This window comes from Ureibacillus terrenus, assembly GCF_006569205.1.
GTDB classification, from domain to species: Bacteria; Bacillota; Bacilli; order Bacillales_A; family Planococcaceae; genus Ureibacillus; species Ureibacillus terrenus.
In genome coordinates, this window is sequence record NZ_VIGD01000002.1 from 119,523 (window position 1) to 132,191 (window position 12,669).

A 12,669-nucleotide genomic window follows, 5' to 3' on the forward strand; every position below is an offset into this window, starting at 1 on the left:
GCAGGGTTTGCGCCGAATTATAATAAAATATACATAAGAGGCTATGATGGCCGGGACCAATTCCAAAGAAAAGGTGGCGTATCTATGATTTCAATCAATCTGAAAGACCAGAAGGAAAAGGAAAATTACAAGCTTCTGACAAGCACGATCATTCCAAGGCCCATTGCCTTTGTGACGACGCAGTCCCGGGACGGGGTGGTCAATGGCGCGCCTTTCAGCTATTTCAACATCGTTTCCGCCAATCCTCCGCTGATTTCCATTTCGGTTCAACGGAAAGAAAACGGGGAAATGAAAGATACCGCCCGGAATATTTATGATGCGGGGGAGTTTGTGGTCCATATCGCCGACGACGACAATATTGAACAATTCAATATGGCGGCGGCAAATTTGCCAAGCTGCGAAAGTGAACTTGAATATGCGAAATTGACGCCGATAAAAAGTGAGAAAGTCCGTGTTCCCGGTGTGCGGGAGGCGAAAGTCCGCATGGAATGCCAACTCGTCAAAAGCATCGTTTTGGGAGGAAACGGTGCTGAAGCCCCGGGCTGCGACTTTTTTATCGGCGAAGTGGTGTTTGTCCATTTGGACGAACAAATTTACGACGAATCCCGCATCAACATCCGGGAGTTCAAACCTGTCAGCCGCCTGGCGGGGACAAATTATGCCACGGTGGGCAATATTTTTTTCATGGAAAGGCCAAAATAATTAAATGAAACAAAACACGGAAACGCGCCTCATCAAGAGCTTTGATCCTTAAAGGAGAGGAATAGATGGAATATCGACATTCAGTGGACCCCAACGCTTTGGAAATTGTATGGAATCACGCGAATGAAGCCTTGTTTATTTTCGATTACGAAGGAAACATTTTGGAAGCGAATCCCGCTTTTGCCGAGCTTTTTGGAGGGAAGCCGGAAGATTTGCGGATTTCGGTCTGCTGCGAGGATTCGGAGGAATGCGAAGAATTGTTGGACATGTTAAAAAGGGGTGAAGACATTCCATTCCATTTCATCCAAAGAAAACGGAAAGACGGAAAGATATTGGATATTTTGGCTTCCTATGGCGCGGTGAACAAGGGAAAGGTTCTGGCTGTAGGAATGTACAAGGACTTTACCGGAAAGATGGAAATCCACCGGAAACTGAAATCAAGCCATGATGGCTATCGTAAGCTGTTGGACGAGTTTCCTTATGCGGTTCTGATGATCAAGGACGAAACCGTCATCTACGCGAACCGGGCCGGCCTTGAAATCGTCGGAGCAAGTTCCAAGGAAGTGCTCATTGGCAAGCCTATATGGCAGTTGATTCGACCGGAAGAGGAACAGTCCATCAGGCAGCGGCTGATGAAAGGAATGGAAGTGACCGTTCATGAAGAGATTGAGCGGTTCGATGGGAGAAAGCTGTGGGTGGAAATCGCCATGAGGCGCGTCTGCTATGAAAATGAATATGTCCTCCAAATGGTCTTGCGGGATGTCACCGAGAAGAGGAATTACGAGGAACAGTTGAAATTTTTCGCTTACCAGGATCCGCTGACCGGGCTTTTCAACCGGCGCTATTTTACAAAGGAAATGAAAAAGAGCGTGGAAGAGGCAAGGAAAAACAACCGGATGTTCGGCGTCATGTTCATCGATTTGGATGATTTTAAGAAGGTGAACGACTCCCTTGGCCATGAGATGGGCGACCAATTACTGATCCAGTTTGCCGACCGGCTGAAAAAGAAGCTGCGGGAAGGGGACATCATTTGCCGCTTCGGCGGGGACGAGTTTTTGGTGCTGATCAAAAATATCCGCGGGAAAAAAGCTCTTGTGGAAGTGGTCAACCGGCTGCAGGACGCATTGCGCCGCCCCTACCAATTGGGGGAGGAATCGGTGGTTGTCACATCCAGCATCGGCATCGCCATGTTTCCGCATGATGGAACGGATGCAAAGACGCTCCTTTCCTGCGCGGACCAGGCCTTGTACGAGGCGAAGGAGCAGGGGGAAGGTTTTCGTTTTTTCAGAAGCAGGGATTGAATTTGAGTTTTGCGTCCATACTTTATATTGAGGTGAAGGAAATGGAAAACTGGCAATATGCCGAATTGTCCGAAGAGCAATTGGCGGAAATCCGCGCATTGGAGAAGAAATTGGGCTGTGCGCTGATTGCCTACGAACATGAAAAGAACCGGGATGAAAAAGAAGAGTGGAAAAACTGATAGGAATGCTCTATCAGTTTTTCTCTTTTTATGGGGGGCTTGTTGACGGGAGGAGCATGCCCTTCCATGGACTTGGGGGTTTTAAAACGCCTTCCGCGAAAGTGCGGCAGGGAAACGCCGTTCATCCAGGTTTCCCTTTCCCGCGCTTCTTTCATTGCTTTTTGAAAATTTCCGGGTTTTCGATGCGGATGGAAACGACTTCGCCGCAATTTACACAAAACCGGTAGATTTTAAAACTGTATTTCAGGGATATTTTATTTTTTCTGAATCCGACGAAGTCCGAACCTTCCTCGAATTCCCTCCCCCCGCACTTCGGGCATTTTTCGTGTTCCACAGCGCACACCTCCTCTTTTGATTCTACGCTCTCTCTTCCAAGAAGTTTCAGTTTTTTTCATCTACCACAAATTGCTTTTGTATAAACGCCAAATTCATGTATATAAAGAAGAAAATTGCACCACCCTAAAAATAAAAAACAGGGTGATTTGGATGACAAAACATTGGGCATGGAAAATAGCGTTGTTCAGTTTGGTCCTTTTGTTGTCCGCCTGCGGAGGGAAGACGGCGGAACAAATGGACCGGGAGAAAACGGATAATGAAGCGGCTTCCGGGGAAGAAGTTGAAACGAAAGACGCCGATGAAATCAAGGACAGTTCCGGCTCCGTGCCGCTCAATTTGAAAATTGCGGAGAATCCAGCCTTTCCGGTCGGCAGCAAGGTGAAAATTTACGCGGATCATATGGAAGGGATGAAAGAAGCGGAAGGGGTCGTAGTGGCGGTTTATGATACAACGGCATATGAGATTTCCTATCGGCCGACAACCGGCGGCGAAGAAGTGAAACATTACAAATGGGTGATTCATGAGGAGCTGGATGCCTCCAGCGGCGCGCCGATGGAACCTGGAAGGGAATTGGTCATCAATGCCGACCATATTCCGGGCATGAAGGGGGCGACGGCGACAATCGAGTCGGCTGACGAAGGGCCGGTATATATCGTGGATTTTACAACGACCACAGGGGAAGAGGTCAAAAATTATAAATGGCTTGTGGAATCGGAAATAGCTTCCGCGGAAGAATAAATAAAAAAAGCTTGGTTCGCTTGGAACCAAGCCTTTTTTCATGCCCGGATCATCTGGAGAAGACTTTGATCAATAAACTGGCGGCAAATAACAGCATCCCCGCCTGGATCATGATATGCATCGTCCGTTCGAAAGGGGAGAGCCCGCTTTCCTTCCGCTTTTTCTCCAATTGGCGGAAATACACGGCACCTGTGAAAATCATGATGATGATGTAAATGTAAAGCAATATATCCGCGAATAGTTGCATGCCATCCACTCCATTTTTGATTTGCCGGCAGGGGATTGGATTTTTTCCGCTGACCGGCGCTTTATTTTTCTTCCAGCTTCATTTTTACTAATAAAACATATGTGAATCTTGGATCATCCGGCCGACTTCGTTTTCATCCCGCAAATCGTGGACGCCCATTTCATTTTCCGGATCCGCCCGGTTTAATTGAAAATCATAATTTAGCACGGTCCCAAAATGAAGTTCCTGAAAGGTTTTGCTGTATTTTGAGTCCGGATCGGCTTTGATGGCCGCAGCGTTTTCGGAGGCGGAACCGGTTTGATCTTCTTTGCCGGTGCCATCGCCGGAACAGGCGGGAGAAGGAAACAGGCCATTATGAGTGCGAATGCCAACCTGAATTTCCTCATTAAAAAGAGTGTAGCAGGGAAAGGGAAAAATCGAAAGTTTCCAATGTCCCGTTAAGATAAATTTTTTGAAGAATGAAAGGGAAATTGTGCCTATAGGGTCAATTCCCGTGCAGATGTGATTCTGCCGGGTTCATATAAAAGGCGGCATGGACATATGGAGTATCAACTTGGGCGGATGGATAGTTCACATGGGCGGATAAGGCAGCCGCTTGGGCAGATGAAGAGTTCATATGAGTGGATAGGTTTGTCACTTGGACAGATAGAGCAGTCGCTTGGGCAGATAGAGAGTCCACATGGGCGGATAGAAAATCTGCATGGGCGTATGGAGAATTAACTTGGGCAGATAGAGTGATTACATGGGTAGATAAGGATACAACATGGGCGGATAGAGGATCCACATGGGCATATTAGGGATACAACCGGGGCGTATAAAAGCATCCTCAAAACTTGCGCGTATCAGAATGCTGCTGTTATAAAACACCAAAAAGGCTGCCTGAAAAGCTTTCCTTTCCAGACAGCCTTTTTCGCAGCTCCAATTACAAAGAATTGATAAATCGTTTTATTCGTTTCATGGCTTCCCGCAATTCTTCCATGGATGTCGCGTAGGAGCAGCGGATGTGCCCTTCGCCGCTTTCGCCGAAAACATCGCCAGGAACGACCGCAACGCCTTCTTCTTTCAACAATCGCTCCGCAAATTCCTGTGAGCTCAATCCTGTCGATTCAATGGAAGGGAAGGCGTAGAACGCACCGCCAGGCATATGGCAAGTGAGCCCCATTTCATTGAATGAATTCACAATAAAATTGCGGCGGAGACGGTAGCTTTTCACCATTTTGTCCACATCTTCCCGGCCGTTTCTTAACGCTTCAAGCCCCGCATATTGGGAAGTGGTGGATGCGCACATCAGAGCATATTGATGCACTTTCAACATCTCTTTTAAAATTTCTTTCGGTGCGCAGACAAAGCCGAGGCGCCATCCTGTCATGGCAAAGGCTTTGGAGAAGCCGTTCACCAAAATCGTTCTCTCCCGCATGCCAGGAAGGGAGGCCATGCTTGTAAATTCTTCGTCATATGTAAGTTCGGCATAAATTTCATCGGAAATGACAAGCAAGTCGTGTTTCTTGATGACTTCAGCAAGGGCTTCCAATTCCTGTTTGTTCAACAGCGTACCTGTCGGGTTGTTAGGGAAGCAGATCATCAATGCTTTCGTTTTGTCCGTGATGGCCGCTTCGATTTGGCTTGGAAGAATTTTGAAGTCGTTTTCCTTCAATGCCTGAACAGGAACCGGTACACCTCCGGCAAGGGTTACCATCGGTCCATAGGAAACGAAGCACGGTTCAACGACAATCACTTCATCCCCCGGATCCAAAATCGTTCTCATCGCCGTATCGATCGCGGAGCTTGCCCCGACCGTCACGATGACTTCGGATGGGGAATATTCCACGTGATACCGGTTTTTCACATACTTCGTAATTTCTTCGCGCAATTCCGGAAGACCGGCATTCGGCGTATAGGAAGTGTAGCCTTCCTCGATGGAACGGATGGCCGCTTCCCTTACAGGCCAAGGAGTGACGAAATCCGGCTCGCCCACCCCAAGGGAAATGACGCCTTCCATGCCTGCAGCCAAATCAAAGAAACGACGAATTCCTGATGGTTTCAGTTCTCTAACGGTTTTCGAAACATAAGATTTACTTGTTGCCTTCATTTATGACACCACAATTCTCTTATCTTTTTTCTCTTGTTCCAAAATGATTCCATCATGTTTGTATTTCTTTAAGATAAAGTGAGTGGTTGTGGAAACAACGGATTCCAAAGTGGACAACTTCTGGGATACAAAGTTTGCCACTTCGTTCAACGTTTTCCCTTCAACAATCACGGATAAATCATAAGTGCCGCTCATCAAATACACGGATTGCACTTCGTCATACCGGTAAATCTTTTCGGCAATCTCATCGAAACCGACGCCTTGTTTAGGGGTCACTTTCACGTCGATCATCGCCCGTACTCCCTGATGATCGTCCACTTTAGTCCAATCTATCATCGTCAAATATTTTACAATGACTTTATCATTTTCGAGTTTTTTCATAATGGCTTCTGTTTCTTCCACAGTTAAGCCCACCATTTTCGCAAGGTCGGCAGTTTCGATTCGGGCATCTTTTTCCAAAACTCCAAGAATTTCTAATTCTTTTTCGCTTAATTTCATGGAATGACCTCCAAGGATAAGTAGAGTTTAATTAGATTTTAGCACTATGAATCAAGAGTTCAAGTTAAAACTGAAGATGGGAAAAATTTTTTTAAAGCGCATGAAAGGGGTTTTTTCCAGCGTTTCCATGCCGCTCCCTCCAGCCCCGAATGGCGTCCGATATTCTAAAAGATTATTGAAATATTTCATCTCATTGTATATATAGGAGTGGGAACAAATAAAGAATTTAGCAGAAAGTCCATCAATGAAGTTCTTTACTCAATGTCGGAGATGAGCATGAAGGGGGGAGATGCATGAAAATGTTGGGGTCGATCATCGGCATTGTTTCGGCGGTTGCCAGTGTCGTGTTCTGGGGCATCTTTTCTTTCGATAACCCATATTCCCGTCCGGATTCCGAAACGGTCGGCAATCTGTTCGTGGCAGCCGTGATTCCGGCGGCATTTGTTGTTGTAGGACAGTTTATCAAACCGAAATGGTTTATGTTTGTGGTTTTTCTTTTGTCGCTGCCTCTCGGAATTTATTTTTTGATGATGCCCGGGATTTTCCGCGGCTTCAGCGCCGCTTCATTGGGCTACCTTATCAGTTTTTTGTTGCTCTTGGCCGATCAACGAAAGGCCGGCTGATGTGCTATTAAAATATGAAAACGCTTTTAAATTGGTGAAGAATTCAAATAAAAGAGCGAATGGATTCGATTCGCTCTTTTTTTATTCCTTGGCTACGTATTTCTCGGTTTTCTGACTTCGGCTGGCGGATTGTTGTGAATGACCTGGTTGAACTCTTTGGAATATTCTTCCCTTTGGACAGACCGATTCTGTTCTTTTTTCTTTTTCTTGAAGCTTGTCTTATTTTTCTTGGCCATCTCCATCACCTCCCAAAAATTTTACCTTTAATGTGCGCCAATCCGATAAATCTATTCTTCCATGGAATAATTCAAGAATTTTGACATACGGATACGTTAGAGAGGTGAAGGCGATCATAAGAGCGTTTTCTTTTTTTATGGCCCTGCTTTTTCTGGCTTCATGCCAATCATCTGATGAAAAATTGACTTTTTCGGGCGGAACGGAAAATTGGCAGGTGGTTTATGAAGTGGCAAAGGAGAAGCCGGAAACAACCTCGAAAGTCAAAATCAAATACATCGGGGATAAACCGATTCCAAAACAAATCGCTTACCGCATCGATGCACCATCCGGTTCCGCGGTTGATATAGGAAGTTTAAACAAAGAGGGGGAGTTGACGATCCGGGAGGACGATTGTTTGGGATGCCAAGAGATGAATGAAGGGACGGAAATCAATGTCGCCATAGAATGGGGCAGGCAAATTGAAATGTTTACATTGCATTTCGATGAGCAATCCGGAAACCATAAATAAAAGAGCCGTTTCCGCCGTCCGAAACGACTCCTCTATTTGATACCCCTTTGTTTGCGTGGATTACATATCCGCTTCCATTTCAAAACGGGAGTATACAAAATTGTACGTATCCTCCAACATTCGGTCGGAAACGTTCAAAAGCTGCATCGGTTCCACGCCGAAATAAGTCACTAAAAATTGGATGATATTTTTGCGCTCCGTATTGCTTAGCATTATAGCCATCCCCTCCTTTGTGATGTATAACAATTATATTCAATTATTATCTGATATACAACAGGCAGAAGTCTAAATTTTCTTAAAAAAATGTGAACAATTTAATTTGTTGTGAAAAAGAATGAAATATCGGGCAAATGTTCACACTGAAATTTGTGAACCAGATTATATGGGAAAAAAAGCAAACCTGTCGCCGCTTCCATTTTTTGCTTAAGTGAACCCGCTTGAATGGGGGGAAAGAAATGAGCTACTTTCGTGGAGATGCCCATAAAATTTATATGCAGCTCAAGAAAAACCGGGATGCGATTCACGAATCCAAATATTTAAAAGAGCTGAAGGAAGTCCGGGAATTTTATGAGTCGTTGGAAAGCGATGTGCTGCAATTGGTTTATTACCGTTTAGTGAAAGAGAAAAACGGGTCGGGGATGATTCCGATTTTCGTTTCATCGGTTCCCTTTTTATTTTTAATTTTTTCCCGGCAGCTTCAGGAAATTTTGCTGGGGGACGGTTCGAGAAATTGGCTGATTTTCGTTGTTCTTTATATCATGGGCATTACGGCTGCATTGTTTTTTCATTTCAGGGAAAATGCCTGGGCGTCTTCCCATCTTGAAATGATCAAAGACATTTTGGAGGAGAGGAAACGACAGGAAAACGGGAATGCATAGTTTTTTCCGAGGAAGCCATTCCATGTTAATCGGATATTCCAAAGGGGTAAATGATAATAACTACTTCGATAAAGAACAGCATTGAATCAACAAGAACCGGGGAGGTGACGAATATGGGAATGATGGACAAACTGTTGGGGAAAAGTCAGGAGGAGGCGAATGAAATGGAAGTAAAATTGAAGATAGGAATCATTTTGGGAAGCACCCGGGAAGGCAGAGTGAGTCCGCAAGTCGGGGAATATATCAAAGAAATCGCCGAAAAACGGGATGAAGCGGATTTTGAAATTGTGGACATCGCCAAATATGATTTGCCGTTTTTGGGAACGGTCGAGGCGAACGATCCGCGCATCGCCAAATGGAATGAGAAATTGGCGAGTTTGGATGGATTTATTTTCATTGTGGCGGAATACAACCACAGCATCACAGGGGCATTGAAAAATGCGCTTGATTTGGCGAGGGAAGTCTGGAACAACAAGGCTGCGGGCATTGTCAGCTATGGATCCGTCGGAGGGGCCCGGGCTGCGGAACATTTGCGCGGAATATTGGGGGAACTTGCCGTGGCGGATGTCCGGACACATCCGGCGTTTTCGTTATTCACGGATTTTGAAAACATGACGAAATTCAAGCCGGCCGATTACCACAAAGAAATCGTATTGGAAATGGTCGATCAGTTGCTCAGATGGGCAAGGGCGCTAAAATCGATTCGAAATATCACTTAATATTCCGGTGGGAAGTGCTTAAGAGCGGGGGATCCGCTCTTTTTCTTTTTGATGGGCAATTTGGGGATTGGGATTTGTACAGAGGGGCTGCGGCTTGGATGGATGGGAATGGGATTTGGGCGGCTGAGAATGCAACTTTGGCGGATAGGATTTAATCTTGGGCGGACAGAGATGCGTCATGGGCGGATGGGATTTTGTTTTGGGCGGATGGACATAAAACCAGGGAAGATGTTAGTATCATATGTAAACTATTAAATGTATGTAAATATTTACCGGCAGAGAAATATTAGGCAGTTGATAAACATGGCAGAAGTTTTATATGATAGCAATAAATAAATTGAAATAACCTCGACAAAAAATTAGGGTGGTGAATTCATTGAGATTAGAGGATTGGTTGAACAAAGGGATACCGGACATTTCCAAATCATTAATGAAAGTCCACAAACACCATTTTCCCATCGAACAATCCCTTGGTTTTGAAGGCCAGGAAAAAATCATCAAAATCTTGAAGAATTTTCGCAAAGTGCTGTATCCATGCTTTTGCGACACATATAAAGATGAATTGCGCGTGGAGACGAATGTGGGAAATCTTTTAAGATCCACGGCGCTCGATTTGAAAAGCATCATTGCAAAAGTGCTCGAGAATAGCGGAGAAGGCCGGCCGGAAGCGAAGGCGGAGGAAATTGTCATCGATTTGCTCAATAAATTGCCGGAGATACGCGAAATCCTGCAAACTGATATTCAGGCGGCTTACAATGGGGATCCTGCGGCCTTATCATTGGAAGAAATTTTATTCAGCTATCCTTCCATCACAGCCATTACTATACATCGGATCGCTCATGAATTATATGAAGCGGGGGTTCCGATCATTCCGAGAATCATGTCGGAGCATGCCCACAGTTTGACAGGCATCGATATCCATCCGGGCGCCAAAATCGGCGAATATTTCTTCATCGACCACGGCACAGGCGTAGTAATCGGCGAAACAAGCACCATCGGAAAAAATGTCAAAATCTATCAAGGTGTTACCATCGGGGCAAAAAGCTTCCCATTGGACGAGCATGGAAATCCGATCAAGGGGATCAAACGCCATCCGGACATCGGCGATAACGTCATTATTTATGCAGGCGCAACCATTCTTGGCGGGGATACGAAAATTGGACATGATTCCATTATCGGAGGGAATATTTGGCTGACCCAATCCGTTCCGCCATACTCCAGAATCTACAATTCCCAACCGTTGCCTCAAATTAAGCAGAAAAAGGAATAGCGAGGCTTCCCCCTGAAGCAACCCGGATTGCTTGGGGGGGTTTTTGTGAGCGAAGAATGATTGTACGGCCCGGGGGAATGCCGGCCTTGAAGAAAAATTGCGCAGGAGGAATGGAAAGTGGCACTGAAAACCGTCACACCGGAAGAATTATCGGATAAAATCCGGCAAGGGGAGCAGCTCATCATTTTGGATGTGCGCGACCAGGAGAAATACAACCGATTCCATATTGAAGGGGGGAACATCCAATCCCTCAATATCCATAAAACGGAGATTTTCGGACTGGAAGAAAAGGAAGATCAAGAAATTCCGTCACTGCCGAAAGGGAAAGAGCTGATCGTCACGTGCACGACAGGCAACTCTGCGACCAAATGCGCAGCCATTCTGTCGGAGCGGGGATATGAAGTGGCGGTTTTGGAAGGTGGGTTGACGGCCTGGAAAGAATATTTGAAAAAGTGAGCATAAGAAAAAGAGCGGACCGGAAAGTTCATCCCCTTCCGGTTCCGCTCTTGTTCTTTTATTGTCACTAATTCCCCAGCGCTTGCAAAGGCGCCGGAATGTGTCCTCCGCGGCGGATCAGCTTTTCGGAGCTGAACGGATTGACGCCGATCACCGGAGCGCGTCCAAGAAGGCCTCCGAATTCGACCATATCGCCTTCTTTCGCGCCAGGCACAGGAATGACGCGCACAGCAGTTGTTTTTTTATTGATCATTCCAATGGCTGCTTCATCGGCAATCATTGCGGAGATAGTGCTTGCCGGTGCATCTCCTGTAATGGCGATCATGTCGAGGCCGACCGAACATACGCATGTCATGGCCTCCAGTTTCGATAAGCTTAATGCGCCTTCTTCAATGCCCCGGATCATGCCGTTGTCCTCGCTGACCGGGATGAATGCGCCGCTCAATCCCCCGACATAGGATGAAGCCATGGCGCCGCCTTTTTTCACCGCGTCATTCATTAGGGCGAGGGCCGCGATGGTGCCATGGGTGCCGACCCGTTCAAGCCCGATTTCTTCAAGGATTTCCGCAACACTGTCATTCATGGCATTGGTAGGGGCAAGGGACAGGTCCATGATGCCAAATGGCACACCCAAACGTTTGGCCACTTCACGTCCAATCAATTCTCCGGCGCGGGTAATTTTGAAAGCGGTTTTCTTGATGATTTCCGCCACTTCGCCCAAATCGGCATCCGGATAACGTTTTAAGGCATTCAGCACAACTCCGGGTCCGGAAACGCCGACATTCAGCACGACTTCCCCTTCGCCGGATCCGAGGAAAGCTCCAGCCATAAACGGATTATCTTCCACCGGATTGCAGAACACAACGAGCTTTGCGCAGCCAAGGCCGGACTGGTCTTTTGTCCGTTCGGCCGTTTCCTTGATGATTTCGCCCAATTGACGGACCGCATCCATATTGATGCCGGCTTTCGTTGTGCCGACAGAAACGGATGCGCAAACCCGCTCTGTTGAGGCCAAAGCTTCCGGAAGGGCATCGAATAATACTTGATCGCCCTTTGCGATGCCTTTATGCACAAGGGCGGAAAAACCTCCGATGAAATCGATGCCGAGGACCAAGGCTGCGCGGTCCAATGTTTTGGCAAGTTCGACGGCCTGTTCTTTGGTGGCGTTTCCCAGAAGGTCGGCAATCGGCGTTACGGCAATCCGTTTGTTGATGATCGGAATGCCATATTCTTTTGCCACCTTTTCGGCGACAGGTTTTAGATCTTTTGCGTAATGGGTAATTTTATCGTAGATTTTTTGCTTCATTTTATCGAAATCGGAATCGGCGCAGTCCCGAAGATTGATTCCCATTGTAACCGTACGGATGTCGAGGTTTTCGGTCCGGACCATCCGGATGGTTTCCAACATTTCCTGGATTTCAAAATTCATATTTGCACGTCCTTTCACACGCGATGCATTGCCTGGAAAATTTCTTCACGTTGTACCGTGATCACAACCCCGATGGATTTTCCAAGTTCATTCAATTCCTGCTGAAGGGATTCAAGATCTTTCAAATTCGTCACATCAATCACCATCATCATCGTAAAGTATCCCTGCAGGATTGTTTGGCTGATATCCAAAATGTTGATGTTGCGATTCGCAAGCACGTTGGTGACTTTTGCGATAATCCCCACCTGATCTTTTCCAATGACGCTCACAATGGCTTTTTTTCTACGTTCATTCATTTGTTTCACCTCAATTGATGGAATAAAAAAAGGATTGGTATCCCAATCCCAAAGCACAAAGAACAATACGTCCGATTACTCTTCTGTCCTTTTGCCTGAGATTGTGAATCCTTCGGCGCCACAAATCGTGGTCTCTCCAGAAGCTGCTCCTGACTGTAGTGTT

20 protein-coding genes and 1 riboswitch are annotated in these 12,669 nt (G+C 46.2%); of the genes, 11 read left to right on the forward strand and 9 right to left on the reverse strand.

Features of this window, described 5'->3' with window-relative positions; translation table 11 throughout:
- Positions 1-84: 84 nt before the first annotated feature.
- From FKZ59_RS02590 to FKZ59_RS14620, 3 genes are all read left to right on the forward strand, one after another.
- Positions 85-702, forward strand: coding sequence for a flavin reductase family protein (locus FKZ59_RS02590; RefSeq protein ID WP_141601172.1), 618 nt, complete (start codon positions 85-87; stop codon positions 700-702).
- A 65-nt stretch (positions 703-767) separates the two neighbouring features.
- Complete coding sequence (locus FKZ59_RS02595; protein WP_141601173.1) at positions 768-2,003, forward strand: sensor domain-containing protein; 1,236 nt, start codon at positions 768-770, stop codon at positions 2,001-2,003.
- Positions 2,004-2,044: 41 nt separating this feature from the next.
- Complete coding sequence (locus tag FKZ59_RS14620) at positions 2,045-2,182, forward strand: hypothetical protein (protein ID WP_181733148.1); 138 nt, start codon at positions 2,045-2,047, stop codon at positions 2,180-2,182.
- 151 nt (positions 2,183-2,333) lie between these two features.
- Here the strand turns inward: FKZ59_RS14620 and FKZ59_RS02600 are convergent, their stop codons facing one another.
- A complete protein-coding gene (locus tag FKZ59_RS02600) occupies positions 2,334-2,516 on the reverse strand; it encodes a hypothetical protein (RefSeq protein WP_141601174.1) in 183 nt (60 codons plus the stop codon).
- A 152-nt stretch (positions 2,517-2,668) separates the two neighbouring features.
- Between FKZ59_RS02600 and FKZ59_RS02605 the strand changes: the two genes are divergently transcribed.
- The gene (locus FKZ59_RS02605) at positions 2,669-3,256 is read left to right on the forward strand and encodes a YdhK family protein (protein WP_141601175.1); all 588 of its coding nucleotides are present in this window, start codon (positions 2,669-2,671) and stop codon (positions 3,254-3,256) included.
- Positions 3,257-3,305: 49 nt separating this feature from the next.
- Here the strand turns inward: FKZ59_RS02605 and FKZ59_RS02610 are convergent, their stop codons facing one another.
- Positions 3,306-3,503 carry a hypothetical protein gene (locus FKZ59_RS02610; RefSeq protein WP_141601176.1) on the reverse strand — a complete coding sequence of 66 codons (198 nt, stop codon included), beginning with the start codon at positions 3,501-3,503 and terminating at the stop codon, positions 3,306-3,308.
- A 297-nt stretch (positions 3,504-3,800) separates the two neighbouring features.
- On the opposite strand from FKZ59_RS02610, the gene FKZ59_RS14625 reads away from it, so the two are divergent.
- Positions 3,801-3,944 (forward strand): hypothetical protein, encoded by a 144-nt coding sequence (locus FKZ59_RS14625; RefSeq protein ID WP_181733149.1) that lies wholly within the window; start codon positions 3,801-3,803, stop codon positions 3,942-3,944.
- Positions 3,945-3,987: 43 nt separating this feature from the next.
- On the opposite strand, the gene FKZ59_RS02615 is transcribed toward FKZ59_RS14625, so the two are convergent.
- The 3 genes from FKZ59_RS02615 to FKZ59_RS02625 form a co-directional block, all read right to left on the reverse strand.
- On the reverse strand, positions 3,988-4,287 hold the full coding sequence (locus FKZ59_RS02615; protein WP_141601177.1) for a hypothetical protein: 300 nt from the start codon (positions 4,285-4,287) through the stop codon (positions 3,988-3,990).
- Between the two features lie 138 nt (positions 4,288-4,425).
- Complete coding sequence (locus FKZ59_RS02620; RefSeq protein WP_141601178.1) at positions 4,426-5,592, reverse strand: aminotransferase; 1,167 nt, start codon at positions 5,590-5,592, stop codon at positions 4,426-4,428.
- Entirely contained in the window at positions 5,593-6,090 is a 498-nt protein-coding gene (locus FKZ59_RS02625) for an Lrp/AsnC family transcriptional regulator (protein ID WP_141601179.1), read from the reverse strand.
- 293 nt (positions 6,091-6,383) lie between these two features.
- Between FKZ59_RS02625 and FKZ59_RS02630 the strand changes: the two genes are divergently transcribed.
- Positions 6,384-6,713 (forward strand): hypothetical protein, encoded by a 330-nt coding sequence (locus FKZ59_RS02630; RefSeq protein ID WP_141601180.1) that lies wholly within the window; start codon positions 6,384-6,386, stop codon positions 6,711-6,713.
- A gap of 92 nt (positions 6,714-6,805) precedes the next feature.
- On the opposite strand, the gene FKZ59_RS14630 is transcribed toward FKZ59_RS02630, so the two are convergent.
- Positions 6,806-6,949 carry a hypothetical protein gene (locus FKZ59_RS14630; protein ID WP_181733150.1) on the reverse strand — a complete coding sequence of 48 codons (144 nt, stop codon included), beginning with the start codon at positions 6,947-6,949 and terminating at the stop codon, positions 6,806-6,808.
- Between the two features lie 227 nt (positions 6,950-7,176).
- Between FKZ59_RS14630 and FKZ59_RS02635 the strand changes: the two genes are divergently transcribed.
- Positions 7,177-7,458, forward strand: a complete 282-nt coding sequence (locus FKZ59_RS02635; protein WP_141601181.1) for a hypothetical protein — start codon at positions 7,177-7,179, stop codon at positions 7,456-7,458.
- A 60-nt stretch (positions 7,459-7,518) separates the two neighbouring features.
- Here the strand turns inward: FKZ59_RS02635 and FKZ59_RS14635 are convergent, their stop codons facing one another.
- Complete coding sequence (locus tag FKZ59_RS14635; RefSeq protein ID WP_181733151.1) at positions 7,519-7,671, reverse strand: hypothetical protein; 153 nt, start codon at positions 7,669-7,671, stop codon at positions 7,519-7,521.
- Between the two features lie 242 nt (positions 7,672-7,913).
- Here FKZ59_RS14635 and FKZ59_RS02640 point away from each other — a divergent pair, with 242 nt between their 5' ends.
- The 4 genes from FKZ59_RS02640 (at position 7,914) to FKZ59_RS02655 (ending at position 10,781) form a co-directional block, all read left to right on the forward strand.
- The gene (locus FKZ59_RS02640; protein WP_141601182.1) at positions 7,914-8,336 is read left to right on the forward strand and encodes a hypothetical protein; all 423 of its coding nucleotides are present in this window, start codon (positions 7,914-7,916) and stop codon (positions 8,334-8,336) included.
- 113 nt (positions 8,337-8,449) lie between these two features.
- Complete coding sequence (locus tag FKZ59_RS02645; protein ID WP_141601183.1) at positions 8,450-9,055, forward strand: NADPH-dependent FMN reductase; 606 nt, start codon at positions 8,450-8,452, stop codon at positions 9,053-9,055.
- 367 nt (positions 9,056-9,422) lie between these two features.
- Positions 9,423-10,325: a serine O-acetyltransferase EpsC gene (epsC, locus tag FKZ59_RS02650; RefSeq protein ID WP_246045786.1), complete on the forward strand. Its 903-nt coding sequence runs from the start codon at positions 9,423-9,425 to the stop codon at positions 10,323-10,325.
- A 117-nt stretch (positions 10,326-10,442) separates the two neighbouring features.
- Positions 10,443-10,781, forward strand: a complete 339-nt coding sequence (locus FKZ59_RS02655; RefSeq protein WP_141601185.1) for a rhodanese-like domain-containing protein — start codon at positions 10,443-10,445, stop codon at positions 10,779-10,781.
- Positions 10,782-10,848: 67 nt separating this feature from the next.
- On the opposite strand, the gene FKZ59_RS02660 is transcribed toward FKZ59_RS02655, so the two are convergent.
- Together FKZ59_RS02660 and FKZ59_RS02665 are read right to left on the reverse strand one after the other, a co-directional pair.
- Positions 10,849-12,210, reverse strand: a complete 1,362-nt coding sequence (locus FKZ59_RS02660) for a PFL family protein (RefSeq protein WP_141601186.1) — start codon at positions 12,208-12,210, stop codon at positions 10,849-10,851.
- Positions 12,211-12,224: 14 nt separating this feature from the next.
- Positions 12,225-12,506 carry an ACT domain-containing protein gene (locus FKZ59_RS02665; protein ID WP_141601187.1) on the reverse strand — a complete coding sequence of 94 codons (282 nt, stop codon included), beginning with the start codon at positions 12,504-12,506 and terminating at the stop codon, positions 12,225-12,227.
- 73 nt (positions 12,507-12,579) lie between these two features.
- Positions 12,580-12,656: riboswitch (glycine riboswitch) on the reverse strand.
- Positions 12,657-12,669 lie beyond the last annotated feature (13 nt).